We start from the raw sequence: 25,625 nt of genomic DNA on the forward strand, positions 1-25,625 counted from the left end.
TTGATCCTGATCAATGCTGCAATGCAAAAGATTGCGTTATATTGATCAAGTTTCAATACTTCCTAAGTCGGATGTAAGAATGGAAGTTGTCATGGCACAGAAATCACGCTCCAATAATAAGGGTAAATCGCGAACCGGCCCAAATGGCGCTGTTCCCGCCAAGCTGGCGTCGGTCGAATTGCCGGCTGCGGCGAAAAAAGAAGCATCAGGCAAAAGCGTTTCGCCTCATTACCGAACCGTATCTCCTTTTGAACGCGATTCCTATTTTTCTACGTCGATTCAGGAAATTCTCGACCGGTCGATGCATGCCACAGCGGCCCGCTTTACCGGCGGCCTGTCGCCGAGCGCCCTTGCGGGGGCCTATGCCGATTGGGCCCTTCACCTCGCCACAGCGCCGGGAAAACAAATCCAGCTTGTGGAGAAAGCGGCGAAAAAGAGTATCCGGCTCATGAATTATGCAGCCCAATGCGCACAAAATGATCAATGCCATGGGACGGCAGTGCCCTGCATAGAGCCGCTACCGCAGGATAGCCGTTTTAAGGGCGACGCTTGGCAGACATTCCCTTATAACCTGCTGCATCAAACCTTCCTGATGAACCAGCAATGGTGGCACAACGCGACAACGGGGGTGCGTGGCGTCACCAAACAGCATGAAAGAGTCGTCGAATTCGCGACGCGCCAGATCCTCGACATTTTCTCGCCATCAAATTATTTTCTCACGAACCCTGAAGTTATCCAGAAAACGATCGATGAGAACGGTCAAAATCTGGTGCGCGGCTATCAGAATTTCGTCGCGGACTTCGAAGCGGCCATAAGCGGGCGGAAACGCACCGACGAACAGAAATACGAAGTCGGCCGTAACCTGGCGATAACACCGGGAAAAGTGGTTTATCGCAATCGGCTTATCGAACTCATCCAGTACGAACCGACGACCGATAAGGTCCGGCCGGAGCCGGTTCTGATCGTTCCGGCCTGGATCATGAAATATTACATTCTGGATCTCTCGCCGGAAAATTCTCTCGTCAAATACCTGACAGAGCAGGGATTCACGGTTTTCATGATTTCATGGAAGAATCCGGACCCTGACGACCGGGATTTATCCATGGATGATTACCGGCAGCTCGGCATAATGACGGCCCTGGATGTGATCGGGAATATTGTTCCTGAACAAAAAGTCCACGGCGTTGGCTATTGCCTTGGTGGCACTTTACTGACCATTGCCGCCGCCGCCATGTCCCGTGATCATGACGACCGTTTGCAAACCCTGTCCCTTTTCGCGGCGCAAGCCGATTTCACGGAAGCGGGAGAGTTGATGCTGTTCATCAACGAAAGTCAGATCACCTTCCTTGAAGACATGATGTGGGAACAGGGGTTCCTCGACACCAAGCAAATGGCCGGCGCGTTCCAGCTGCTGCGCTCAAGCGATTTGATCTGGTCTCGGTCCGTTCATGATTACTTGATGGGCGATGCGCCGGTCCTGAATGATCTGATGACGTGGAATGCCGATGCGACGCGGATGCCCTACCGGATGCATTCGGAATATTTGCGGCAACTGTTCCTCAATAACGATCTTGCAGAAGGCCGCTTTATGGTTGAGGGCCGTCCTGTGACGGTTTCAGATATTCGCGTTCCGATCTTTGCGGTTGGCACGGAACATGACCATGTCGCCCCTTGGCGCTCGGTTTTCAAGTTCCATATGCTGGCAGACACTGAGATCACTTTCCTGCTGACAAACGGCGGGCACAATGCGGGCATCGTTTCGGAGCCCGGGCATCCGCGCCGTCATTACCGCGTCGGCACTCATAAAATTGACGATCGGTATAGGGATCCGGAAGAGTGGTATGGTGAAATGCCGGAACAGGACGGATCCTGGTGGCCCGAGTTCAGCACCTGGCTGAAAGCGCATTCTGGTGATCCGGTGTCGCCGCCACCCATGGGACTCGCAGAAATGGGATACAACATCGTTGGAAACGCGCCGGGAATATATGTGTTTCTGGAATAAGCGGGTTCACTCACAGACCTTTTAGGGCCGATCATGCAATATATCGAAAACAGGACATATGACGAAATTTCCGTTGGCGATACGGCAACGTTAGTTCGTGATCTGGGGGCGAAAGACATCGAACTCTTTGCGGTGATGTCCGGAGACGTGAACCCGGCTCATGTGGATACCGAATTCGCCAAGTCCGACATGTTCCATAAGGTAATTGCCCACGGCATGTGGGGTGGCTCCCTGATCTCGGCGGTTCTCGGAACCGAACTTCCGGGTCCGGGGACAATATATCTGAAACAATCTCTCAGCTTTCTAAAACCCGTCGGTTTGGGGGACCGGGTAACCGTGCGGGTCACCGTGAAGGAGAAAATAGACGAAGCACATCGTCTTATACTTGCCTGCGATTGTACCAATCAGAAAGGTGAGGTTGTGATAGACGGTGAGGCAGAAGTGATCGCGCCAACGGAAAAGGTCCGCCGACCGCGTGTTCTTCTGCCAGAGGTCCATCTGCATGAAACCGGCGAACAATATCGGCAGCTTCTTGCGGCGACGCACGATCTGGATCCCATCCCGACGGCTGTCGTGCATCCCTGCGATACCCTCTCCCTGATCGGCGCACTGGAATCAGCAAAAGAAGGGTTGATTATTCCTTATCTCATTGGACCGACGGCAAAAATTCTCGCCGCAGCGAAGGAAGCGAACAGGGAACTCGGATCAGTCAAGATTATCGATGTTCCACACAGCCATGCCGCCGCCCGCAAGGCCGTCGATATGGTCCGCGATGGAACCGTCATGGCATTGATGAAAGGCAAGCTGCATACGGATGAAATTATGGAGGCCGTCGTCGACCGTGAGTTTGGCCTCAAAACGGAACGGCGCATCAGTCATGTGTTTGTTCTCGACGTACCGCATTATCCGAAACCGCTTTTCATCACCGATGCGGCGATAAATATATATCCGGACCTGAATGACAAGCGGGATATCATTCAGAATGCGATAGAGCTCGCCCATGCACTTGGGATCGATATGCCAAAAGTCGCCGTTCTTTCGGCAATCGAAACGGTTTATCCCAAGATCAATTCCACCGTTGATGCGGCGGCGCTTTGTAAAATGGCGGACCGCGGCCAGATTACCGGTGGCTTGCTTGACGGCCCTCTTGCCTTTGACAATGCCATCTCGAAATCAGCGGCGGAAGCGAAGGGAATTACCTCCGCGGTGGCTGGCGATGCCGACATATTGGTTGTGCCGGATCTTGAGGCCGGGAATATGGTCGCCAAGCAGCTGATCTATCTGGCCGGCGCCGAATCTGCCGGTATTGTGCTCGGCGCGCGGGTGCCGATCATACTTACCAGCCGGGCGGACGGCACCCTGTCCCGCCTCGCTTCCTCGGCGCTTGCCCAGCTTTTTGCGCATCATCTCCTGCAAGTGAAACCATGACCGAGGCAGTCCTTGTCCTGAATGCAGGATCGTCCAGCATCAAATTCGCTCTGTATTCCCTTGCGGAAATTGCGGGCATGCCGCATGTGCGCGGCAAGATCGAAAGCATTCGACGCGCGCCTGTTTTCAAGGCCGTGGACAGGAACGGGCAGGAGCTGGACAAAGGATCGCTTGGATCCATAGACGTCTCCTCTGATCATCACGAGTTAACCGCGCACTTGCTCGACTGGGTCGAACAACATGACGACGGACACGAGGTTGTTGCAATCGGACATCGCGTCGTCCATGGCGGCCGTGATTTTTCGGCGCCAGTCCAGATTAACCGTGAAGTGCTGGAAAAGCTGAAGGGTTTCAATTCCCTTGCACCATTGCATCAACCCAATAACCTCGCCCCGATCGAGGCACTGTTCGCCCGTGATGCGAATGTCATTCAAGTCGCCTGTTTCGATACGTCATTTCACCGTACACAGACGCATTTGGCGGAACTCTTTGCACTGCCGAGACGATTCATGGAGGAGGGTGTTATCCGCTACGGTTTTCACGGCCTGTCCTATGAATATATTTCCGGCGCACTCACAAAGCATCTTGGTGACGACGCGGGCGGACGGATCATTGTTGCGCATCTTGGAAACGGCGCCAGCCTTTGCGCCATAGAGAACCGGAAAAGCGTGGCAACCAGCATGGGTTTCACCGCTCTCGATGGGCTGGTTATGGGGAGCCGTTGCGGCACGCTCGATCCCGGGGTAGTTCTCTATTTAATGCAGGAACGCGGCATGAATGCCGATCAGATACAGCACCTTCTCTACAACGAATCCGGCCTTCTCGGCGTGTCGGGCATCAGCAATAACATGCAGGTTCTTCTGGAAAGCGACCGGGCGGAAGCGAAGGAAGCAGTCGATCTCTTCTGTTATCGCGCCGCAAGTGAAATTGCCTCCCTCATTGTCCCGCTTCAGGGCCTCGATGCCATCGTGTTCACCGCCGGCATTGGCGAGAATTCCCCGGCTATCCGCGCTGAAATCTGCCGTAATCTTAATTGGCTCGATATCGCACTTGACGATCGCGCCAATGCCGCCAACAAAACAATTATCAGTACGGATTCCTCCGCAATAACCGTCTCCGTTATCCCGACCGATGAGGAAAGTGTCATTGCGAAAGCAACGCGGAAATTATTCCTGGCGGGGAATTAGCGAGGCATCTCATGGCGGAATCGAAAATCGAAAGAATTATTCCGGCAGTCGCGTGGCTTAGAACCTATCGCATAGGGGAATTTCCGGGTGACCTGACCGCCGGCATCATTACTGCGATCCTGCTCGTTCCTCAGGCAATGGCCTATTCTATCCTGGCCGGCTTGCCGCCGGAAGTCGGCCTATACGCAAGTATCGTCCCGCCTATTCTTTACGCGTTCTTCGGTAGCAGCCGGGCGCTGGCCGTCGGGCCCGTTGCCGTCGCATCGCTGATGGTGGCGAGCGCCCTTGGCAGCCTCGCACTCCCGGGATCAGCCGACTATATTGTTGCGGCGTTGGTTCTTTCCGCCCTGATCGGCGTCTTCCTTTTGATAATGGGCATTGCAAAGCTCGGCTTTCTCGCCAACTTCCTGAGCCATCCCGTGATGTCCGGATTTACCAGCGCGGCCGCAATCGTTATCGCCTTCAGCCAGTTAAAGCACCTTCTCGGCCTCGACATCCCGCGTGGCGCGCGCATCGATGAAGCTGTCCTTTATATTTTCCAGCATATCCCTGAAGCCAACACAACGACGGTTTCCATCAGTGTTGCCAGCCTCCTGCTCCTGTTCGGCCTTCGCCAGTATCTTGGACCATTGCTGATAAAACTCGGCCTGTCAGAAGGAATTGCCAATACTCTCGTGAAGGCCGGGCCCATGCTCGTCGTCGTAATGATGACCGTTCTTTCGGCCAACATGCTTTGGAACGAAACGTCGGGACTGGCGGTCGTCGGGAGCATCCCAGCGGGCCTTCCGCCGCTCACTGTCCCCAGCTTTGATATTGCGCTCTGGCGGGAGCTTGCGGTTTCCGCGGCATTGATCGCACTGGTAAGCTTTGTTGAAAGCGTTGCGATCGCCCGCGTTCTCGCGAGCAAGCGTCGCCAGAAAATTGACGTGAACCAGGAACTCGTTGGCCTCGGCGTCGCGAACATCGGCGCTGCCTTTTCAGGCGGCAGTCCGGTTTGCGGCGGATTCAGCCGCTCGGTCGTCAATTTTGCCGCCGGCGCCAACACCCAGTTGGCGGCGATCATCACCGCGTTTCTGATTGCGCTTTCGGTTCTTTTCTTCACGCCGCTTTTCTACTATTTGCCACAGTCCGTGTTGGCGGCCATCATCATAATTGCCGTTCTTGGCCTTGTTGATTTCAAAGCGCTCAAGGTCAATTGGCGTTACAGCAAGAGCGATGCCGCAGCCTGGGTTGTTACCTTTATCGTCGTGATGGCTGAGGGTATCGAATTGGGTATCGTCGCCGGGGTGGTGATATCGCTGATCCTGTTCCTCTGGCGCAGCAGCAAGCCGCATATCGCCATTGTCGGGCGTGTCGGAAACACGGAGCATTTCCGCAATATCAAACGCCATTCAGTGCGTACCTGTCCGCATTTGCTGGCCATTCGGGTGGATGAAAGCCTGTTTTTTGCCAATACCCGTTATTTCGAGAATTACGTCCTTTCCGCTGTCGTCGACCAACCCGACGTCAAGCATGTCGTATTCATCTGCAGCGCTATTAACGCGATCGACGGCAGTGCCCTCGAGTCCCTGGAACAGCTCATCTCGGATCTTGAAAGCGCCGGCGTCACCTTCCATCTGGCGGAGGTAAAGGGTCCGGTAATGGATCGGCTTGAAAGAACGGATTTTCTGGACCATTTGAAACCCGGAAAGGTGTTTTTAAGCACGCATGACGCATTTAAAGAACTGGAATGCGCGTAATGACGCAAAAGGACGCGGCCATATCACAGGAAGAGGTTATCTCCTTCCTGAAAAATCCGGATAACTATCCCTGCAATCCCGAAATAATAGAGGTTCACGATACCCACGGCGCCCTGGTTTTCCTTGCGGGGGAAGATGCCTACAAAATCAAGAAGGCCGTGAAATTTCCCTATATGGATTTCTCGACGCTTGATCTGCGGCGTAAATTCTGCGCGCGGGAACTTGATATCAATCAACCGGCCGCGCCCGAAATATATCTTGGCGTTGTCGCGATTACGCAGGAAAAGGATGGGTCTCTCGCTTTCGATGGCGCAGGGCAACCCGTCGAATGGGCCGTTCACATGAAACGGTTTGAACAAAAGAACATGCTGGACCAGTTGCCGCATGAAGCGGTGACCGATAAGACGCTGATCGCGAAACTGGCAGGGGTCGTTTTCAAGTATCACCAAGCGGCGAAACGAGTGAATGTTTCGGACGGTCCTTACCGCGTCAAAGTCCTGATAGACGAGTTGATGGAAAGCTTCGAAGACGCACCGGATATCTTTTCGAAGAAGAAGGTGGCACAATTCGGCAAACTCGCGATGCAACATCTGGCGAACGCCCATTACTGCCTGCGATTCCGCGGGCGGCGGGGCTTTATCCGGCGTTGTCATGGTGATTTGCATCTACGCAACATCGTCCTGTTGGATGGCAAGCCGGTCCTGTTTGACGCCCTCGAATTTGACGAGAACCTGGCAACCACTGACGTTCTGTACGATCTCGCTTTTCTTCTGATGGATCTTGACCAGCGCCGCATGAGCCCGAGCGCGAACCAGTTGCTCAATCGCTATCTGTATCTTTCCGGCGCGCTGGACGATATTTACGGGCTGACAGCGATGCCGCTTTTCCTCTCTATCCGCGCGGGGATCAGGGCAATGGTCGCCAATGACCATGCCCGGCAGGTTAGCGGCAAAGCGGCCGAAAAGGAACAGGCGGCCGCGCGGGAATATTTCTTAACCGCGCATCAATATCTGAAGGCAAAGCAGCCCGTCCTGATTGCCGTTGGCGGCTTTTCCGGAACGGGCAAAACTACCCTCGCCGCTCGGCTGTCAGGGATTTTGGAACATGTGCCGGGATTTCTGCATTTGCGTTCCGACCTTGAGCGAAAATCGCTTTTCGACGTTCCGGAAACAGAACGGCTGGCGCCGACAAGATACACGCAGGAAACCAGTGACCAGGTCTATGCGCGGCTGCATCACAAGGCGCGTATCGCCCTTAAATCCGGCCAGCGGGTTATCGTCGATGCGGTCTTTTCAAAAGAATCGGAGCGCGCCTTATTCGAACGGCTTGCGGAGGAGTTTGGCATTCCGTTCGTCGGGCTATGGCTCGAGGCGAAAGAGTCCCTGATCGCCGAACGTGTCGCGGCGCGTAAAAATGACGCCTCAGACGCGACTCCCACCGTCGTGCACCAACAGGTAAATCGCGGTGCCGGCGACATCAACTGGCACCGGATTGATGCCAGCGGGACGGAATTCGACAGTTTGCAACAGGCTCTTTCGATTTTAGAGCTATCGAAAATCGACTAGAGCCACAAAGCTTTCCAACGGCGCGTCTGAACAAACTTCCCTAAAGTCCAAAGGAACGAAATGGAAGTGAAGTGGTCCGGAAAATCGAAAACTACCGACATACTTTCCCGGCAATAAGGTAGATGGCGGTTTCCTTATGCAAGCGCGCTCATCGCGGCGGCGGCAATTTCGATTGCCCGGAGGCGCGCGCTATGATCATAAATCTGCGCCGTTAGAATAATCTCGTCCGCATCCGTTTCGTCCTTGAATTCAGTCAGCTTCCTTGAAACGTCATCGGCATCCCCAAGCGCCGTGTAGGTCATAAAGCGCGATATCGCCGCCTTCTCCTGCATCCCCAGATGTTCGGCGAAACCCGCAACCGGCGGCGGCAGTTTAATTGGTCTCCCTCTGGCAAGCCCAAGCACGGCTTGCATCAGCGATGTAACGATCACTTCTGCTTCTTCTTTCGTATCTGCCGCCTGCAAGTTCATCGCCGCCATGACATAAGGCCTGTCGAGTTGGGCTGATGGTTGGAAATTCTGCCGGTAAATGAAAAGCGCCTGCCGAAGATCCGTCGGTGCGAAATGGGAGGCGAACGCGTAGGGAAGACCGAAATGTGCGGCAAGCTCCGCGCCATAAAGGCTGGAGCCCAGTATCCAGAGAGGAACCTTCAATCCGGCACCGGGAACCGCCAGAACTCGTTGACCGGGTTCGGGGTCGGCAAAATACTGCTGAAGCTCCAGAACATCGCGCGGAAATGTGTCGACGCTCGCGGTTAAATTCCGCCGCAGCGCCTGCGCCGTCACTCCGTCCGTCCCCGGAGCCCGGCCGAGACCAAGATCGACCCTGTCCGGATAGAGAGAGGCAAGCGTTCCGAACTGCTCGGCGATGATCAGCGGGGCATGATTGGGAAGCATAACCCCGCCCGAGCCAATACGTATCTTTTCGGTATGGGCGCCGACATGCGCAAGCAGTACGGCCGTCGCCGCACTCGCGATACCCGGGATGTTGTGATGCTCCGCCAACCAGTAGCGGGTGTAGCCAAGCTTTTCGGCAAGCTGTGCTATCTCGACCGAGTATTTGAAAGATTGCGTCGCACTACCGCCTTCGGTTATCGGCGCAAGGTCAAGAACGGACAATCGGGTCATCAGGTCACACCATTTTTATTGTTTATTATCCCCGCAACACGGCTGGTCCGGTGAGTCGCAAGATAGAGGTTCGTCTCGCTCGCATTAATCCCGTCAATCAGCCGCAACTGCCGAAGGACCTTGTCAAGGTCCGCCAGTGTTTCCGCACCAAACTCCACGATAAGGTCCCACCGGCCATTTGTCGAATGAATAGCCTGGATTTCGGGAAATCCGCGCAGGCGCGAAATAATCCGTTCATTTCCCTTCCCTTCGATTTCGATAAGCGTGATGCCGCGAACCGGGAATTCGGCCAGGTCTTCTTTCAGCACCACGGTGAAACCGATGATCTCTTCTTCCTCGATCAGTTTATCCATCCGTGTTCGCACCGTCGCGCGTGAAAGCCCAAGCGACATGGCGAGTTCAGAGACCGACGCCCGGGCATTCTGCCGGAGCGCCGCGATGAGTTTTTGGTCGGTTTTATCCATAATGGTAAATATTATATATCATATTGTTAGATACAATTACCATTTTTTGCATTTTTTGGAATTGTTTCCGCCGGTTAAACACAGAAAATAATCACTATGAAAATCAACCCGTACGGGATCTCTTGAAATGACGGATAAATCCATATTGCTTGTCGGCGTCCCGGCGGATACAGGCAGCCGGAAAAGAGGCTGCCTTATGGGGCCCGACGCACTGCGTACAGCTGGCATGGTCGAGCGGCTCTCCCGTCTTGGGTATCCGGTTACCGATTACGGCAATCTAAGCTGGGACGCGGCCCCCGACGTTGCGCATTCCAACAATAGTGTCCATCATCTTGGCGACTATGCGGCGCTAATTTCCGCGCTCGATCAGTTTTGCAATACTGAGCTCGACACCGACCAGGTTCCGGTATTCATGGGCGGCGATCATTGCATAGCGGCCGGCATCCTTCCGGCCCTCGCCGGCAGGGGCGCGGCGGAAGGGCAGGAACAATTCGTGCTCTGGCTCGATGCCCATACGGATTTCCAGACGCTGGAAAGCACCGATACCGGCAATCTGCATGGGACACCTGTCACCTACGTCATCGGCGATCCGGGTTTCGACGGATATGTCCCGGCACCTGCCATGGCCATAAGACCGGAGAATATCTGCATGATGGGCATCCGCTCGGTCGACCCGGCGGAACAGGCACGGATCGCCGTTACAGGAATAGACGTGCATGACATGCGCGCAATCGACGAATTCGGCGTGGCGCCGCCGCTGCGCCGCTTTATAGATCGTGTCCACCGGGCGAATGGCCGCCTCCATGTCAGCCTCGACGTCGATTTTCTATGTCCCGAAATCGCCCCGGCGGTCGGTACGACGGTACCGGGGGGCGTCAGTTTTCGTGAAGCCCATTTGATCATGGAAATACTTTACGACAGTGGCCTTGTGACCTCCGTCGATATTGCGGAGCTGAATCCGTTTCTCGACGAGCAGGGCAAGACCAGCAAACTCATCGTCGAGCTTGTCGCCAGCCTGTTCGGGCAACGCGTCCTCGATACCCATAGAAGGAGCATCTGACCATGACCGTGCATCCCCCGAAAAACATCAATATTGTTCCGTTCGTTAGCGTCGATAACATGATGAAGCTTGTCCTCAGCATAGGAATCGAAACCTTCCTTTCGGAACTCGCGGGCTTCATCGAGGAAGATTTCCGCCGCTGGGAATTGTTCGACAAGACACCGCGGGTGGCCTCCCACTCGGCGGAAGGCGTGATCGAACTGATGCCGACAAGCGATGGGGAAATATATGGCTTCAAATATGTCAACGGTCACCCGAAGAACACGCGGACAGGGCTTCAGACGGTCACCGGCATCGGGATGCTGTCGAATGTCGAAAACGGCTATCCTGTTCTTCTGTCCGAAATGACGATCCTGACGGCCCTTCGGACGGCCGCTACGTCAGCGTTGGCCGCAAAGTATCTTGCGCCAGAGGGGGCGGACTGCATGGCGATAATCGGAAACGGGGCACAGGCCGAATTTCAGGCAATGGCCTTCAAATCGCTCCTCAATGTCACCAGGCTGCGGCTCTACGATATTGATCCGGCGGCGACCGACAAATGCGCGCGGAACCTCGAAGGGCAGGGTTTCGATATTTCCAGATGCACCTCCGCGGAAGCGGCGGTCGAGGGCGCGCATATCATCACGACGGTTACGGCCGACAAACAATACGCCACCATTCTGACCGACAACATGGTCGGCTCCGGCATCCATATCAATGCCGTCGGCGGCGACTGCCCCGGTAAAACTGAATTGCATCCAGACATTCTGTTGCGATCCGACATCTTCGTCGAGTATCCGCCGCAGACGCGCATAGAAGGCGAAATCCAGCAGCTTTCGAAAGATCATCCGGTAACCGAGCTTTGGCGCGTCATTTCCGGTGAATTGGCGGGGCGGCGTGATGCCGGGCAGACAACCCTGTTCGATTCGGTGGGTTTCGCGACTGAAGACTTCTCCGCCCTTCGCTATATCCGAAGCAAGCTTCCCGGAACGGTCTATTTCGATCAGCTCGACATGCTGGCCGATCCCGACGATCCGCGCGATCTTTTTGGCATGCTGCGCCGCGCGAAAGACGTCGCATAGCGCAAAAGTGATGGCGGCCGCCCCCGATTAATCTTGTATTTTGGGCGATAGAACGTTAGTGTCTGGCCATAATTTCTATAGGATGATCAAATTATTTCCAGTTATACAGGGCAGGACCGGGTTTCGCCCTCCACCGACGCATCACTCTCCAACAGTGCCGCTAGCAGAAAATTCGACAAGAAGTGGACTGAAACAGCCCGTTCTTTCGCCGCTCCGGATGCAAAACACAGCGTTCTGCAACTGCTGACAACTGTCATTCCACTTATTGCCCTATGGGCCGCCATGATTATCATTGTGGACGACGCCTATTGGGTCGCCTTGCTGCTTTCCATTCCGGCCGCGGCATTCACCGTGCGACTGTTTATCATCCAGCATGATTGCGGACATCATTCCTTTTTTAAATCACCCCGCCTCAATGATTTCGTCGGCCGCGTGATCGGCGTGGTTACGTTGACCCCGCATGAGTACTGGCGCCGTTCGCATAACACGCATCATGCGACATGCGGTCATTTGCAAAAGCGAGGCATCGGCGATGTCAGCTTGCTTACCGTTGCGGAATACCGGTCACTCTCCTGGTGGGGGCGCCTAGGGTATCGAATTTACAGAATGCCGGCAGTTTTACTGGGCATCGGGCCAATTTATCTTTTCGTGATAAAATACCGCCTGCCGCTTGATCTGGTACGGCAGCGTCCGGCGCTGCTCATTGGTATCATGGGGACGAATATCGCCATTGCAGCGGTTATCATGACACTCGGATTCAGTTTTGGGTTTCTGGATGTCTTTATGGTTCAGATCCCTGTCGTGCTGCTTTCTTCAACAGCGGGTGTCTGGCTGTTTTACGTACAGCATCAATTCGAAACCACCTACTGGCGGAACAAGGAAGACTGGAATATTCACGAAGCGTCGATCATGGCAAGCAGCTTTTATGACCTGCCGCAACCGCTCCGTTGGTTCTCCGGCAATATTGGTATACACCATATTCATCATCTTTCCTGCCGCATTCCCAATTACCGACTCGGGGCCTGCCTCGCGGAAATGCCGGCGCTTAAATCGTTGAACCGCATTGGCCTTCGCGAAAGCTTTGCCTGTTTGCGGCTTGCCCTGTGGGACGAAAACGCCCAAAAACTGATTTCCTTCAAGGGCCTGCGCAAGCTATCACCCACCGTTTGACTTCCTAAAACTATATTGCATTGAATTTGTCTGCATATGCAGCTATATAGACTGCATGGCGAACGAAACCGTTTATTCTGATTTCAAACCCACCTGCAGCGCGCTTCGCTTTCGCAAGGCGGCGCGGCGCGTCACCCAGATTTATGACCAGTTGCTGGAGCCTTACGGACTAACCATCACTCAGTACGGGCTGCTCGGACATTTGCGCCATTTCGACGGCATCAGCGTGGGCGCCCTTGCGGAGAAACTGGTAATGGATCCGACCACCCTGACCCGCAACCTGCGTCCGTTGGAGCGGCAGGGATATGTGGTCCTGACCCAGGATGACCAGGACCGTCGGAGCCGCAAATTGTGCCTTACGGACGCCGGTCGGAAAAAGCATGCCGCCGCGCGCCCGGGATGGCAGGCGGCCCAGGATAGAATTGCGGACGTGCTCGGGCCCGACGACAGCGCCCTGATGGCCGTCACCATCGATCGGATGATCGAGGATCTTCGCGACTAGATATTTTTTTGATGAAATAGCTGCATATACAGCAAAAAGGACCGACAGATGACTGAGACGCCCCAATCCGCCGTAAGTGCCAGGCCAAACCCTCTATTGACGGCGCCAATCCTGAGCACGCTCGCGCGGCTCAGCGTTCCGAACGTCATTGCAATGGTTGCGACTGCCCTCGTTGCAATAGCAGAAACGGCCTATGCCGGACTGCTCGGAACCTCCGCCCTTGCCGGACTGGCCCTCGTCTTTCCCATGGTCATGTTGCAGCAAATGATGTCGGCCGGCGCCATGGGCGGCGGCGTTTCCTCATCGATCAGTCGGGCGTTGGGCGCCGATAACCCTGCCCGCGCCGCTCAGCTTGCGGTTCATGCGCTGGTAATCGGCGGAGCTACCGGGCTGTTTTTCACTATTCTCTTCCTGTCATTCGGGACTGAAATCTACAGGCTTCTCGGCGGGTCCGGGTCTGTGCTGGAAGAAGCACTCGCCTATTCCGACATCGTTTTCATCGGCACCGTCGGCGTCTGGCTGACCAACACACTTGCCTCGATCATTCGCGGCGGCGGCGACATGAAGGTTCCCTCGGTTACGCTTCTGGTGGTCGCGCTTTCACAGTTCTTTCTGGCGGGGCTTTTCGGGCTTGGTTGGGGCTCGGTTCCGGCCTTCGGCATGTCCGGCATTGCCCTCGGCCTGGTGATCGCCTACAGCTGCGCGGCCTTATTTCTGTTCCTGTACCTGATGTCAGGGCGCGCGCGCGTGACGCTGACTGTAAGAGGAATGCGCCTTAAAGCCGAGATGTTCCGCGATATCCTGAAAGTCGGCGCCATCTCTTGCATATCGCCGTTGCAGACGGTCCTGACGGTGCTCATTCTCACTCGCCTCGTATCGGAATTCGGCATCGAAGCGCTTGCAGGATACGGCATCGGTGCCCGACTCGAGTTCCTTTTGGTGCCGATCGCCTTCGCAATCGGTGTTGCCTGCGTTCCCATGGTCGGCATGGCGATTGGTGCAAAAAATATCGCCAGAGCCCGTCAAGTCGCCTGGACGGGCGGATTGACGGCCGGTCTTTTCATCGGATTTGTTGGTATGTTCGTCGCCTTCTTCCCGAATTACTGGTCGGGCCTGTTCACCGGTTCACCAGCTGTCCTCTATTCCGCCGGATTGTATTTTGCCTGGGTCGGCCCCTTTTACGGACTTTTCGGTCTTGGCCTCTGCCTTTATTTTTCCTCGCAAGGGGCTGGAAAGGTTCTGGGCCCGGTGATCGCCGGAACAATTCGCCTAATTGTCGTCGCCCTGGGTGGCTGGATACTCACCGTTTATGCGGCACCCGACTGGATGATATTCGCCCTGATCGGCGGCGCAATGGCAATTTATGGTGCCAGCACCGCGCTTGCTGTATATGTTGCCCGCTGGTAAGTAAAGGAGTGGGCAACGTAAATACGGCCCGTTCGGCATAAGGGCTGTTTTTCATGATTTCATTTTTCCTGGCGGTATTTTTTCTGATCATCACGCCCGGGCCCGGCGTTCTGTCCACGGCGGGTGTGGGCTCCGCCTTTGGGAAATCGGCCGGTCTCAGATATGTTACCGGCCTTTTTATCGGCAATAATCTCGTCGCGCTGGCCGTGGTATCGGGCCTTGCCGCGATAGTCTTCGCAGTCCCTGTCATCCGGAATATACTTCTGGTCGCGTCCGTAATGTATCTCGCTTATCTCGCGTTCCGGATCGCAACAGCCGGAGCCAAGATCGCCTTCGTTGAGTCCAGCAGCCAGCCCGGGTTGGTCGCAGGGATCATGCTTCAATTCATCAATCCCAAGGCTTATGCAGTAAATACTACCTTTTTTACGGGCTTTCCGTTCCTGCCCGACGCGCTGATGCTCGAGACAATGATCAAGTTTGCCATTCTGAACATCATCTGGGTTCCTGTTCACCTTCTGTGGCTGACCGCCGGGATCATGATCAAGCGCCTGGATCTTGCGCCGCGAATCCAGTTCCGTATCAATCTGCTGATGGCTGCGGCGATGCTTGCTGTCGTCGCCCTCGCCCTCTTTTCCAATCTCGGCGGCTAGTCAGTGATTTCCGGATGCGCCATCCATTCCCGGCCGCGCAACATGGCTTTCCAATATACCGGCGGGAGTATTTTCTCCTTCAGCAACCAGGCAAGGCGACTCGGCTTCTGACCGTTGATCAACCAGGTCGGAAAGCTCGGAAGCAATTTTCCGCCATAGCCGAATTCAGCAAGAACAATCTTGCCGCGCTCTACCGTCAGGGGGCAGGACCCATAGCCATCATAATGCGCGACCCCGGAGACGACCCCCATATCCGTCAGAAGGTTATTTGCGACCACGGGGGCCTGTTTTCTCGCAGCGGCCGCCGTCTTTGCATTCGGTGCATTCATGACATCGCCGAGCGCCCAGATGTTTTCAAACGTCTTGTGGCGTAACGTGGTCTGATCCACATCCACCCATCCGGCAGCATCCGCAAGCGGGCTGACCCGGATAAAATCCGGGGCGCATTGCGGGGGTACCACATGGATCATATCGAAACGGGTTTCGACAACCTCGCTGTTGCCATCTGCATCCGTCTTGTTAAACCAGGCTATTTTCGCAGGGCCATCGATCCGGATCAGATTATGTGTGAACTTCAGGCCTGCATGGTATTTCTCGATATAGTTCATCAGCGCGGGGACATATTCCTTCACGCCGAATAGAACACCGCCCGCGTTGTAGAACTCGATCTCGATATTGTTGAGAACGCCATTGCGATACCAGTGATCCGCCGACAGATAGAGCGATTTCTGTGGCGCGCCTGCGCATTTGATCGGCATCGGAGGCTGCGTAAACAGGGCCCTTCCCTGTTTCAAGCCGCGGACCAACTGCCAGGTGTAGGGGGCAAGGTCATAGCGGTAATTGGAGGTCACTCCGTTCCGGCCCAAAGTCTCGACCAGCCCTTCAACACCATTCCAATTGAGTTTCAGGCCCGGCGCCACAATAAGCCGGTTGTACTTGACTACTCGGCACCCATCGAGAATGACGGCGTTTTTGTCAGGCTCAAACGCGGAAACCGCCGCCTTGATCCAATGAACCCCTTCCGGAATGAGCGAGCCCATCGTGCGCACCGTTTCTTCGGCATCGAAAATGCCGCCGCCGACCATGGTCCATCCCGGCTGATAATAATGAACATCCGCCGGATCGATAATGGCGATATCGAGATCTTTTTTCCGATGCATCAGACTGGAGGCGACGGAAATTCCGGCCGCGCCACCGCCGATTATCACGATGTCATGGGTCGCATCCGCAACATCTGTTGGTGTCCGGCCGCCGTTGGCAATTCGACGGACAACACCGGACATATCATACCCTGCGTCCTTCGTGGCCTGCAGAATTTCCGGAAGCGGCCGCCCCTTGGCGCCCTCGTTAAGGGACCAGAGCGTTGCCGAACGCGTGCCCGTCCGGCAATAAGCCAGCACGGGATTGGGGAGCGAAGTCACCGCATCGCCGAAAGACCTGGCGTCACTGTCCTGAACCCGGCCCGACACAATCGGGATATAAACAGCCTCAAGTCCCGCCTTGTGAGCCACCTTTTTTATCTCAGCAAATGTTGGCTGATCCGCGCCTTCCCCGTCCGGCCGGTTGCAGATAATCGCCTTGTAGCCAAGCTTCGCGAGTTCTTCGATATCCTCTGGCAGGATCTGGGCACTGACCGACAGATTGCCGCTGATCTTCTTAACTTCCATTTTTCTTCCCTTTCATGACCACCTTCTGTCTACGACAGCCGGCTAAAGGACATTGACAGGCACCTTTAGCATCAGATTGCCATCATGATCGGCAGGAATTTCGCCTGCGCGCATATTGACCTGAAGCGACGGCAGGATCAGCCGCGGCATGCCAAGGGTAGGGTCGCGTTCGTTACGCAGTTTCACGAAATCGGCCTTTGTCTTGCCTTCCCCAAAATGGATGTTGTCGCGCTTTTCCTCCCCAACGGTCGTCTCCCATCGATAGGGCCGTCCATCCGGGCCATAGTCATGGCACATGAAAAGCCGCATTTCATCGGGAAGCGCCAAAACCTTCTGGATGGAATCGTAAAGCGTCGCGGCATCTCCGCCCGGAAAATCCGCCCGCGCCGACCCGCCATCCGGCATGAACAGCGTATCGCCGACAAACGCGGCATTCCCGATCACATGGACCATGCAAGCTGGCGTATGTCCCGGCGTATGCAGTGCGAATGCCGACATCGTTCCGATTTTGTAGGTATCGCCATTCTTGAACAACCGGTCAAATTGCGACCCGTCGCGCTTGAAGCGCTCATCCTCGTTATAAATCTTTCCGAACGTCTCCTGAACGACGAGAACATGTTCGCCAATCCCAATTTTTCCGCCAACCTGCTCCTTGATGTACCGAGCAGAGCTCAGGTGATCGGCATGCACATGGGTCTCGATGATCCATTCGAGAGCCAGATCATGCTTTTTGATATAATCGATTACCGCATCGGCGCTGCCATGAGTGATACGACCGGCGGCATAGTCAATGTCGAGGACAGGATCGATTACCGCGCAGGCCTTGCTCATCGGATCTTTGACGACATAGCTAATCGTAAAGGTATCTTCATCAAAGAAGGCTTTGACGTCCGGTTTGACATTCATTTCGACGGGATATTGGCTCATGATTTTCCTCTCACGACCTGATGTATTCTGCAACATTAGGTTGGAATTATTATAAGGAAAAACAGATCCGTCATTGATCCTGATCAAGCGGATAATCCGGGGCAATTGGATTACGCGGTTTCTTTCTTCGTCGTCTTCCTGCCGAGAATTGCGTCAATCTCCGGCCAGTTGACCGTTTCCTCCTTTTCAAGTTTCTCGATCAGTTTCTCAATCTGCGGTTTATGTTCATTGAGAATGTCGAGAACTCGCTTTTCCGCTTCCCGGATGAGCTTGAGGATCGCTTCATCAACGCGGCTCGACATCTCCTCGCTAAAATGACGGGGCTGGGCAATTTCCCGGCCAAGAAAAGGATGGTCCTCACTCTGGCGTAGATCGATCGGCCCAATTTCCTTGGACATACCCCATTGCGCCACCATGGCGCGGGCGAGCTTCGTTACGTTCTTGATATCGTCATCGGCGCCGGAACTGACGTTGCCTAGGAAGAATTCCTCCGCTCCGCGTCCCGCAAGGGAAACCGCGAGACGATCGCGCAAGTAATCTTCATCGAGCGTATGACGTTCTTCGGTCGGCAGAAGATGTGTCCCCCCAAGTGCACGGCCACGCGGAATAATCGTCACTTTGTAGAGAGGGTCGGCATTGGGCAGGAAATAGGCTACGGCCGTATGTCCCGCCTCATGAACCGCCAGCCGATGATGCTCTTCGGGCTGTATCGCAAGCGTGCGGACGGTTCCCATGATAATCTTGTCACGCGATTCGTCGAAATGACGCATCGCGACTTCGTCCACATGCTCCCGCGCCGCCGCGATCGCCGCCTCATTCACAAGGTTTTTAATATCAGCGCCGGAAAAGCCCGGGCAGCCAGCGGCAACAAGATCAAGATCGACATCTTTCGCGACCGGCACTTTCCGGGTATGAACCTCCAATATGGCTTTTCGCGCCAATTTGTCAGGAAGTTCCAGCGTGACATGGCGGTCAAAACGGCCGGGTCGGAGCAACGCCGGATCGAGCACGTCGGGCCGGTTGGTCGCCGCTAAAACAATCACGGTTTCACGGCCGGAGAACCCGTCCATCTCTGACAGGATCTGGTTCAGCGTCTGCTCGCGTTCGTCATTTCCTCCGCCGAGGCCAGTCCCCCGCACCCGTCCGACGGCATCCAGCTCGTCGATGAAGATTATGCTGGGCGCGCGTTTCTTCGCCTCGTCAAACATTTTCCGGACACGGGACGCGCCGACTCCGACGAACATTTCGATAAATTCGGACGCCGAAATATTGAAGAAGTTAACGCCTGCCTCCCCCGCAAGCGCCCGGGCAAGCAACGTCTTGCCGGTGCCCGGAGGCCCCACCAGCAGCACGCCCCGCGGTGCCTCGGCGCCAAGCTTTTTAAACTCCTCCGGATGTTTCAGAAACTCGACAAGTTCGGCGACTTCCTTTTTCGCCTGCTCCTGTCCCGCGACATCGTCAAAGGTCACGCGGCGGCCGGCTTTTTCCTCCTTCTCTGCAGAACCCGTAAGAAAATCGCTGCTGCTCCGCCCGCCGAAGCGGTCCATGAGGTTTCCCTGCATCCGGCGCATGATATATAGGTATATTCCAATGAATATTATCCACGGGAGCAAGCTCAAAAGCCAGCTATTTCCGGTTTCTACCGGATGATTCCAGACGGTCACGCCTTTTTCCTCAAACAGACGCAATAGATCGGGGTCACCGCCGCTCGGCATAACCGTCTCCAGGTTCGCCGTTGAAGACGGCTGATCTGGGAGTGTGATTGGCGACTTGAGCTTCGCCTCCACCTTTTCGCCCGTAAGGGTGACTTCGACAACGTCGCCCTCAGCCACCATCTTTTTAAAGTCGCTATAGGCCACGGAATTGACGGCCGGTGGCCGGGCGATCTGATTTACCAGTATGAAGGTAAAGACAAAGATCGCGACGATAATGATCCAGGCCCAGTTGGGAATTTGCTTCATTTGCCATCCTCCGAGAGGGTCCGCACGGCATCGCAGGCCCTCAGGATGGCGCCCTGTATATCCTCATGCTGCGCCTCGACCGCGCGGGCGAGTGTTTTCAACTCGTAGCGCAATCCGTGAATCTGGTCGATCAAGGACAGAACAATGGGTATCGCCTCGTTATTCACCGACATATCTGTGTTCAACTGGCGGATCAACTCCAGCCGCGCGAGATCTATTTCCCGAAAATGAAAACCGGCGTCCGTTTCCGCCGGCGTTACCCAGCCGCGCTTAACCCACAGGTGAAGTCGGGTCTGGCTGACGCCCTTGAGACGTTGTATCGCTTCCTTCTCACTGATCATCACAGCGCCCCCTCAAGCTCCTGACGCACCGAATAGGCATTCTCGCTGCGCCATTTCTCCATGAATTCCTTGAGTTCAGGATCGATTTTCTTCGGCAGCACAACTTTTATTCGGACAAGCTGGTCACCATCCGTCCCTGATTTACCTGCGGCAATACCCTTGCCCTTGAGGCGCAGCGTCTGCCCGCTGCTCGCACCCGCCGGGATAGCCATATTGACCTTGCCATGTATGGTCGGCACGGAGATTTTGGCGCCCAGCACCGCCTCATCCAGCGATATCGGCAGATCAATCAGAATATCCCGCCCTTCGCGGCGATACAGACGGTGCGGCGAAATTTCGATTTTGACATAAGCATCGCCATTTGGCCCATTGTTGAACCCGGTCGACCCCTTGCCCTTAAGGCGGATCGATTGCCCATCCCGGATGCCGGCCGGAACAGAAACATCTAGGGTTGATCCGTCGGGCATCGTTATGCGCTTCTTGGCGCCACGCGCCGCATCAAGAAAATCCACTTTCAACTGATAGTGAACGTCCTGTCCGCGTATCGGTCCCTTGAATCCTCTCCCGCGGGCACTCTCTTTCGATCGGGCGCGACGGAAAAGTTCAGAAAAAAGATCGCTTTCGTCGCCAAAATCGCCGAACGCATCCGAGGTATAGTAATGGGTTTCAGGGCCCGCTCCCGCATAGTTGCGGTAATATTGCTGCTCGGGCTTCTCTTTACCCGTCTCATCGATCTCGCCTCGATCGAAACGGGCCCGCTGTTCCTTGTCACCAAGAATTGCATAGGCCCCGGAGATCGCCTTGAAGCGTTCCTCGGCTTTCGCATCTCCGGGGTTCAGGTCCGGATGCAGTTCCTTGGCCAGCTTACGATAGGCCGCCTTAATTTCCTTGTCCGTGGCAGTAGATTTCACCCCGAGCAGGTCATATGGATTATTGCTCACCTTCCGATACCACCTTCAAACATCAAATTGTGCGCCGAATGCAGGATCATCTTATCAGAACGGGGGCGCCCTGTATTGATTTGCGTCAATCGCCCGATCCCGTGCGACCCTATCTTGGATGAAATATGGAGTTACCGACCGAAGCCGGCAAGATCAGGAAGCCAGAGCGCGAGCTCCGGAAAGAGCATGACCAGAACTAGTCCCGCCAGCATCAGGATCACATATGGCAGTGATCCCCTGATCACCTCGACAAGGGGGGCGTTGGCAATTCCCTTTATGACGAACAGATTCATGCCCACTGGTGGTGTGATCAACGCCAGCTCGAGATTAATCATGAGCAGGATACCGTACCAGATCAAATTGACGTCAAGCTGCAGCAGGATCGGAAGAACGATCGGTGTGGTAATCAGAATGATGGAAATCGTCTCCAAAAACATGCCAAGAACAAGGATCACCAACATGACGACGATCAGGAAGCCGACAGGAGACAAGCCAAGGGCGACAACCCCCTCCATGAGTTCGATGGGAAGACGAATTATGGTCACCGCACGGCTGAACAATGCCGCTCCCCCGAGGATCATGAAGAGCATCGTCGTCGTTCGCACTGTCTCGAACGCTGTTTCGGCAAGTTCTTTCAACCCGAAATTTCGATAGACCAGCGCGCCAACAAGAAGCGCATAAATGCAGCCGACAGAGGCGGCTTCGCTTGCCGTGAAAATCCCGAGATAAATACCTCCAAGGACAAGTGGCGGCATGGAGAGGGACCAAAAGGACCTCCGGATTGCGGTTAGGCTTTTTTTCCAGCCGACCCATTCACTGCTTGCCGCATCGTTGCGAAAATAGGCCTGGGAGATGCAAAAGCAGGCAAAAATCAGCGCCATCAGGATGCCCGGGATAAATCCGGCCATAAACAATGCGCCGATCGAGGTCTCCGAAACAATGGCATAGAGGATCAGCGGCCCGGACGGCGGTATCAGAATACCCAGCGTGCCGCCGGCAACGATCACCCCGTAGGCATCCCGGGCACGATAGCCGAAACGCCGCATCTGCGGTATCGCGCTCGACCCGATGGTCAGCGCGGTCGCGACACTGGAGCCGGATATTGCGGCAAATATCGTGCAGGAAAGCACGGTTGCAACGCCAAGGCCACCCTTGAAATGCCCCACCAACGCATTCGCGGCATCATAAAGGTCATCGACCACTTTCGACTTGATCATCACATGGGCCATGAAGGCAAACATGGGGATAGCCGTCAGCAATCCATTGTCGAGCTTGGCAAAAAAAGTATCAGCGACACTTGAAATACTTCCCTCTGTCAGGAGCATGATAATGACAGAGGCCAGCCCCAGCCCGACAAAGATCGGAATACCGGTAAGCAGCAGGAAAACCAGGAGGAGCAAGACAAGGATTGTTGTCATCAGGTCTCGCCATCCCGCCTGAAAAGGCTTTGGCCCATGCGTACAAGGGAGAGGACAAACAGCAATGCGGACCCCACCAGAAGAAAAGACTGCGGAATCCAGAGCGGCGCCTCAAGATAGCCGTTTGAGAACACGCCGATTGTATAGGAAAACTTCACGGCCTCCCAGCCGCTGATAAAAATGACGGCGGCGACAAATGCCGTTGCGAGATAGCTCCAGATACCCAGCGCCTTCTTCGCGCCCCCGGCGGCTTTCGACGACAACAGATCAACGCTGATATGCTCTCCCCGCCGGAGGGTTTCGGCCGCACCCAGCATAACAATGGCCACCACCAGAAAACCGGACATCTCGTCCGTCCAGGTAAGTGGGGTTCCAAGCACATAGCGTTGAAACACGCTATAGCCAGTCATCAGAAGCGTGAAGATGACGAGGCCCGCACTAAAAATGGCCGCGGCAAAACAAAGATACTCTATGATCCGGATAGGGACGGAAGAGGAAAAAGACACCTCTTCCGTCCGGTCGTCTTTCATGTCCATAAGAGACGGAAATCCACCAGCTAGTTCAGCAGATCAAGCAATTTCTTGCCATCTTCGCCGGATGCTTCGCTGAACGCTTTATAAAATGCGGGAGCCATCACCGCCTTAAGCGCCTCAATCTCCTCATCCGTCGCGATATGGACTTTCATGCCCTTCGCGGCCAATTCATCCGGAGCGCCCGCGGCGGACTCTTCCGAGGCTTCAATCGCCCAAACGGCGGCCTTTCGCCCAGCTTCATCGACCGCTTTCTTGCCCTTGTCGGAGAGCCCGTCATACCAGGCCGGATTGACATAGCCATGGAAATAGATACTGAAAAGCGGCAATACGGTGACATGGTCCTGCACTTCGTAATACTTACGGGACACAGCCGCAGAAATATCCGTAAGGCCCGCATCGATGACGCCCGTTGAAAGGGCCTGGTAAACCTTGCTCCCGGACATGGCGGAAGGCGCGGCCCCCATGGCAACGAATCCGGCATCCGGAATCGGGCCAAGGCCCCGGATCTTGACGCCCTTGAAATCATCCGGGGCGATCAGCGGTTTGCCGTTCGACGTGATTGCCGTGCTCCGCGTCGTGAAAAGCCAGACAACATTCTTCACGCCCTTCGTCATCAGCTGCTCTTCGAGAAAGTTTGCAGCCTTCGATCCGTCCCACTTCTGCAATGCCTCAAGACTGCTGACCGCGAACGGGCCCAGCGTCACATTCATCAACGGCAGCGTTTTGCCCCATTGCGGATTGATTGAAAAAGCGCAATCGATGTCCCCTTTGGCAACAGCGGTTGCATTCTCTTTTGCACCGGTCAGGCTATTGGCGCCAAACACCTGCACGTCGATCTCACCATCCGACAGGGTTTCGATTTCAGCGGCCCAACGATCAATGACTTTTGCAATATGATGGTTTGGCGGAAGCTGGTGGCTGCAGCGCATTGCGGTTGCCGCAGCGGCGTCCCCCACCCAGTTAATCGCCCCAAGCGCCAGTGACAATCCCGCCGCCAAAGTTAAGATTTTTCTCATAATTCCCTCCCACAGGGTTATTGATTTTTTCTCAGGTTCATTACTATTACGCGATAGCGACGCAAAAAGCAGCCCGAATTTCACCCTCCGCTGACGCCAAGTTCTTTTAATATGTCTTCCGTATCTTCACCGAGCGCCGGGACATGCAGCCCCTCCCCGAGGGCGGCCCCGTCAAGCTCTAGTGGCAATGCCGGCGCGCAATAGGTCTTCCCGTCGCTATCATCAAAATGCACGAGGCCGCCGGGGCGCTGGACATGCGGATCGTTGAACAAGTCTTCGGGAGCATTAATCGGCGCGAAAGGTATGCTGAGCATTTCCAGCTTATCCGTCAACTCCTTGACAGAGTGGCGCTTCATTTTTTCAGCGACCTGCGGAATTGTCCAGGAGCGCGCCTCAATCCGGTCCGTCGCCGTTTTGAGGCGGTCGTCTGTGAGAAATTCTGCCAGGTCATAGGTTTTGCAAAAGGCCGTCCAATGGCCGTCCGTCACTACCGCGACGAAGATCCGCTGATGATCACTGGTTTCAAAGACGTCATAAACGGGCCAGGCATGCGTACGTTCCGGCATCGGGGTCGAGGGGATGCCCGTCATCTCGAACTGAACCATATGCTGGGCAACGGAAAACAGGCTGTTTTCGAATAGCCCGATCCGGATATTCTTTCCACGCGCCGTCTTGTCGCGCTCACGCAGGGCCGCCAGAATCCCGATAACGCCAAACATGCCGCCCATGATATCGTTCACCGACGATCCAACGCGAAGGGGCCGTTCCCGTGTACCTGTCATCATGGCAAGCCCAGACATCATCTGCACGACTTCGTCAAGCGCCGGCCGATGCTGATAGGGACCCGAGAGAAAACCTTTATGACCGGCGATAATCAAGGATGGGTATTTTTTCGCCAGTTCCGCCGCGGCCAATCCCTGCCGGGCAAGCATCCCGTCCTTGAAATTCTCAAGAAAAACATCGGCCGTCGCCAGCAACCGGTGAAGGGTTTCACGATCACTTTCCAGCGACAAATCCACGACCAGACTGCGCTTTCCCCTATTGAACAGAGGAAAGAAGGCCGTGCCCATACCCTTGAGATCCCGGGTCTTGTCACCTTTCGGGGGTTCAACCTTGATCACCTCGGCCCCCAGTTGGGCGAGAATAAGCCCGCAAGCCGGTCCCATGACCATATGGCTCATCTCTACCACCCGGATACCGTCCAATGGTAAGGCGTCCGTCATTTCTCTCGTCCTTATTTTGCTGCCGCGAGGGAATACCCTCAAGTTTCGCCAATCTATGCATGAATGACCGGAAAGCTCAACGGGTTTCCCCCACGCTTTTATCCAAATGGTTCCGAGGCCTGCGATATTGGGATTGCCATCGACACCACCGCGCTGAGTCTCGGTGCAAGAAAACAGGCATATTTGATCCGGCCCTTATTGTCGACCGCGGCATAAAAAAATCTCACCCCGGACGG

22 protein-coding genes are annotated in these 25,625 nt (G+C 55.2%); 11 read left to right on the plus strand and 11 right to left on the minus strand.

Annotation, left to right across the window (positions count from 1 at the left end; all coding sequences use genetic code 11):
• Window positions 1–91: 91 nt before the first annotated feature.
• From GQF03_RS12525 to GQF03_RS12545, 5 genes are read left to right on the plus strand one after another with little or no spacing between them, the layout of a single operon-like run.
• Window positions 92–2,002, plus strand: coding sequence for a PHA/PHB synthase family protein (locus GQF03_RS12525; protein ID WP_161339620.1), 1,911 nt, complete (start codon window positions 92–94; stop codon window positions 2,000–2,002).
• Window positions 2,003–2,035: 33 nt separating this feature from the next.
• Window positions 2,036–3,430 carry a bifunctional enoyl-CoA hydratase/phosphate acetyltransferase gene (locus tag GQF03_RS12530; RefSeq protein ID WP_161339621.1) on the plus strand — a complete coding sequence of 465 codons (1,395 nt, stop codon included), beginning with the start codon at window positions 2,036–2,038 and terminating at the stop codon, window positions 3,428–3,430.
• On the plus strand, window positions 3,427–4,617 hold the full coding sequence (locus tag GQF03_RS12535) for an acetate/propionate family kinase (RefSeq protein ID WP_161339622.1): 1,191 nt from the start codon (window positions 3,427–3,429) through the stop codon (window positions 4,615–4,617). The genes GQF03_RS12530 and GQF03_RS12535 overlap by 4 nt, the downstream gene beginning before the upstream one ends.
• An 11-nt stretch (window positions 4,618–4,628) precedes the next feature.
• Window positions 4,629–6,356 (plus strand): SulP family inorganic anion transporter, encoded by a 1,728-nt coding sequence (locus tag GQF03_RS12540; protein ID WP_161339623.1) that lies wholly within the window; start codon window positions 4,629–4,631, stop codon window positions 6,354–6,356.
• Window positions 6,356–7,921, plus strand: coding sequence for a bifunctional aminoglycoside phosphotransferase/ATP-binding protein (locus GQF03_RS12545; RefSeq protein WP_161339624.1), 1,566 nt, complete (start codon window positions 6,356–6,358; stop codon window positions 7,919–7,921). Before GQF03_RS12540 ends, GQF03_RS12545 begins: the two co-directional genes overlap by 1 nt.
• A 134-nt stretch (window positions 7,922–8,055) precedes the next feature.
• On the opposite strand, the gene GQF03_RS12550 is transcribed toward GQF03_RS12545, so the two are convergent.
• Together GQF03_RS12550 and GQF03_RS12555 are read right to left on the minus strand one after the other, a co-directional pair.
• A complete protein-coding gene (locus tag GQF03_RS12550) occupies window positions 8,056–9,048 on the minus strand; it encodes an LLM class flavin-dependent oxidoreductase (protein ID WP_161339625.1) in 993 nt (330 codons plus the stop codon).
• Window positions 9,048–9,512, minus strand: coding sequence for an Lrp/AsnC family transcriptional regulator (locus GQF03_RS12555; protein WP_161339626.1), 465 nt, complete (start codon window positions 9,510–9,512; stop codon window positions 9,048–9,050). The genes GQF03_RS12550 and GQF03_RS12555 overlap by 1 nt, the downstream gene beginning before the upstream one ends.
• Before the next feature lie 127 nt (window positions 9,513–9,639).
• On the opposite strand from GQF03_RS12555, the gene rocF reads away from it, so the two are divergent.
• The 6 genes from rocF to GQF03_RS12585 all read left to right on the plus strand — a co-directional run bounded on the left by rocF (window position 9,640) and on the right by GQF03_RS12585 (window position 15,362).
• The gene (gene rocF, locus GQF03_RS12560) at window positions 9,640–10,572 is read left to right on the plus strand and encodes an arginase (protein ID WP_161339627.1); all 933 of its coding nucleotides are present in this window, start codon (window positions 9,640–9,642) and stop codon (window positions 10,570–10,572) included.
• Window positions 10,573–10,574: 2 nt separating this feature from the next.
• The gene (locus GQF03_RS12565) at window positions 10,575–11,633 is read left to right on the plus strand and encodes an ornithine cyclodeaminase (RefSeq protein WP_161339628.1); all 1,059 of its coding nucleotides are present in this window, start codon (window positions 10,575–10,577) and stop codon (window positions 11,631–11,633) included.
• A 282-nt stretch (window positions 11,634–11,915) separates the two neighbouring features.
• The gene (locus GQF03_RS12570) at window positions 11,916–12,803 is read left to right on the plus strand and encodes a fatty acid desaturase (RefSeq protein WP_161339629.1); all 888 of its coding nucleotides are present in this window, start codon (window positions 11,916–11,918) and stop codon (window positions 12,801–12,803) included.
• A 55-nt stretch (window positions 12,804–12,858) separates the two neighbouring features.
• Window positions 12,859–13,305, plus strand: a complete 447-nt coding sequence (locus GQF03_RS12575) for a MarR family winged helix-turn-helix transcriptional regulator (protein WP_161339630.1) — start codon at window positions 12,859–12,861, stop codon at window positions 13,303–13,305.
• A 48-nt stretch (window positions 13,306–13,353) separates the two neighbouring features.
• Window positions 13,354–14,712: an MATE family efflux transporter gene (locus tag GQF03_RS12580; protein ID WP_161339631.1), complete on the plus strand. Its 1,359-nt coding sequence runs from the start codon at window positions 13,354–13,356 to the stop codon at window positions 14,710–14,712.
• A gap of 53 nt (window positions 14,713–14,765) precedes the next feature.
• Complete coding sequence (locus GQF03_RS12585; protein ID WP_161339632.1) at window positions 14,766–15,362, plus strand: LysE family translocator; 597 nt, start codon at window positions 14,766–14,768, stop codon at window positions 15,360–15,362.
• On the opposite strand, the gene GQF03_RS12590 is transcribed toward GQF03_RS12585, so the two are convergent.
• From GQF03_RS12590 to GQF03_RS12630, 9 genes are all read right to left on the minus strand, one after another.
• Complete coding sequence (locus tag GQF03_RS12590; RefSeq protein ID WP_161339633.1) at window positions 15,359–17,029, minus strand: bifunctional protein tyrosine phosphatase family protein/NAD(P)/FAD-dependent oxidoreductase; 1,671 nt, start codon at window positions 17,027–17,029, stop codon at window positions 15,359–15,361. The genes GQF03_RS12585 and GQF03_RS12590 overlap by 4 nt on opposite strands.
• A gap of 42 nt (window positions 17,030–17,071) precedes the next feature.
• Window positions 17,072–17,956, minus strand: coding sequence for an MBL fold metallo-hydrolase (locus GQF03_RS12595; RefSeq protein WP_161339634.1), 885 nt, complete (start codon window positions 17,954–17,956; stop codon window positions 17,072–17,074).
• Between the two features lie 110 nt (window positions 17,957–18,066).
• Window positions 18,067–19,917: an ATP-dependent zinc metalloprotease FtsH gene (gene ftsH / locus GQF03_RS12600; protein ID WP_161339635.1), complete on the minus strand. Its 1,851-nt coding sequence runs from the start codon at window positions 19,915–19,917 to the stop codon at window positions 18,067–18,069.
• The gene (locus GQF03_RS12605) at window positions 19,914–20,258 is read right to left on the minus strand and encodes a chaperone modulator CbpM (RefSeq protein WP_161339636.1); all 345 of its coding nucleotides are present in this window, start codon (window positions 20,256–20,258) and stop codon (window positions 19,914–19,916) included. The genes ftsH and GQF03_RS12605 overlap by 4 nt, the downstream gene beginning before the upstream one ends.
• Window positions 20,258–21,199, minus strand: a complete 942-nt coding sequence (locus tag GQF03_RS12610) for a DnaJ C-terminal domain-containing protein (protein WP_161339637.1) — start codon at window positions 21,197–21,199, stop codon at window positions 20,258–20,260. The genes GQF03_RS12605 and GQF03_RS12610 overlap by 1 nt, the downstream gene beginning before the upstream one ends.
• 131 nt (window positions 21,200–21,330) lie before the next feature.
• On the minus strand, window positions 21,331–22,617 hold the full coding sequence (locus GQF03_RS12615) for a TRAP transporter large permease (protein ID WP_161339638.1): 1,287 nt from the start codon (window positions 22,615–22,617) through the stop codon (window positions 21,331–21,333).
• The gene (locus GQF03_RS12620) at window positions 22,617–23,153 is read right to left on the minus strand and encodes a TRAP transporter small permease (RefSeq protein ID WP_161339639.1); all 537 of its coding nucleotides are present in this window, start codon (window positions 23,151–23,153) and stop codon (window positions 22,617–22,619) included. The genes GQF03_RS12615 and GQF03_RS12620 overlap by 1 nt, the downstream gene beginning before the upstream one ends.
• Window positions 23,154–23,173: 20 nt before the next feature.
• Window positions 23,174–24,166, minus strand: coding sequence for a TRAP transporter substrate-binding protein DctP (dctP, locus tag GQF03_RS12625; RefSeq protein ID WP_161339640.1), 993 nt, complete (start codon window positions 24,164–24,166; stop codon window positions 23,174–23,176).
• 80 nt (window positions 24,167–24,246) lie between these two features.
• Window positions 24,247–25,389: a CaiB/BaiF CoA transferase family protein gene (locus GQF03_RS12630; RefSeq protein WP_161339641.1), complete on the minus strand. Its 1,143-nt coding sequence runs from the start codon at window positions 25,387–25,389 to the stop codon at window positions 24,247–24,249.
• Window positions 25,390–25,625 lie beyond the last annotated feature (236 nt).

The sequence above is a fragment of the Sneathiella chungangensis genome, from assembly GCF_009882935.1.
In the GTDB taxonomy this organism is placed as follows: domain Bacteria; phylum Pseudomonadota; class Alphaproteobacteria; order Sneathiellales; family Sneathiellaceae; genus Sneathiella; species Sneathiella chungangensis.

Coding starts and splice junctions, on each gene's coding strand:
- GQF03_RS12525 (WP_161339620.1), top strand. CDS start 92: ATGGCACAGAAATCACGCTCCAATAATAAGGGTAAATCGCGAACCGGC.
- GQF03_RS12530 (WP_161339621.1), top strand. CDS start 2,036: ATGCAATATATCGAAAACAGGACATATGACGAAATTTCCGTTGGCGAT.
- GQF03_RS12535 (WP_161339622.1), top strand. CDS start 3,427: ATGACCGAGGCAGTCCTTGTCCTGAATGCAGGATCGTCCAGCATCAAA.
- GQF03_RS12540 (WP_161339623.1), top strand. CDS start 4,629: ATGGCGGAATCGAAAATCGAAAGAATTATTCCGGCAGTCGCGTGGCTT.
- GQF03_RS12545 (WP_161339624.1), top strand. CDS start 6,356: ATGACGCAAAAGGACGCGGCCATATCACAGGAAGAGGTTATCTCCTTC.
- GQF03_RS12550 (WP_161339625.1), bottom strand. CDS start 9,048: ATGACCCGATTGTCCGTTCTTGACCTTGCGCCGATAACCGAAGGCGGT.
- GQF03_RS12555 (WP_161339626.1), bottom strand. CDS start 9,512: ATGGATAAAACCGACCAAAAACTCATCGCGGCGCTCCGGCAGAATGCC.
- rocF (WP_161339627.1), top strand. CDS start 9,640: ATGACGGATAAATCCATATTGCTTGTCGGCGTCCCGGCGGATACAGGC.
- GQF03_RS12565 (WP_161339628.1), top strand. CDS start 10,575: ATGACCGTGCATCCCCCGAAAAACATCAATATTGTTCCGTTCGTTAGC.
- GQF03_RS12570 (WP_161339629.1), top strand. CDS start 11,916: ATGATTATCATTGTGGACGACGCCTATTGGGTCGCCTTGCTGCTTTCC.
- GQF03_RS12575 (WP_161339630.1), top strand. CDS start 12,859: ATGGCGAACGAAACCGTTTATTCTGATTTCAAACCCACCTGCAGCGCG.
- GQF03_RS12580 (WP_161339631.1), top strand. CDS start 13,354: ATGACTGAGACGCCCCAATCCGCCGTAAGTGCCAGGCCAAACCCTCTA.
- GQF03_RS12585 (WP_161339632.1), top strand. CDS start 14,766: ATGATTTCATTTTTCCTGGCGGTATTTTTTCTGATCATCACGCCCGGG.
- GQF03_RS12590 (WP_161339633.1), bottom strand. CDS start 17,029: ATGGAAGTTAAGAAGATCAGCGGCAATCTGTCGGTCAGTGCCCAGATC.
- GQF03_RS12595 (WP_161339634.1), bottom strand. CDS start 17,956: ATGAGCCAATATCCCGTCGAAATGAATGTCAAACCGGACGTCAAAGCC.
- ftsH (WP_161339635.1), bottom strand. CDS start 19,917: ATGAAGCAAATTCCCAACTGGGCCTGGATCATTATCGTCGCGATCTTT.
- GQF03_RS12605 (WP_161339636.1), bottom strand. CDS start 20,258: ATGATCAGTGAGAAGGAAGCGATACAACGTCTCAAGGGCGTCAGCCAG.
- GQF03_RS12615 (WP_161339638.1), bottom strand. CDS start 22,617: ATGACAACAATCCTTGTCTTGCTCCTCCTGGTTTTCCTGCTGCTTACC.
- GQF03_RS12620 (WP_161339639.1), bottom strand. CDS start 23,153: ATGGACATGAAAGACGACCGGACGGAAGAGGTGTCTTTTTCCTCTTCC.
- dctP (WP_161339640.1), bottom strand. CDS start 24,166: ATGAGAAAAATCTTAACTTTGGCGGCGGGATTGTCACTGGCGCTTGGG.
- GQF03_RS12630 (WP_161339641.1), bottom strand. CDS start 25,389: ATGACGGACGCCTTACCATTGGACGGTATCCGGGTGGTAGAGATGAGC.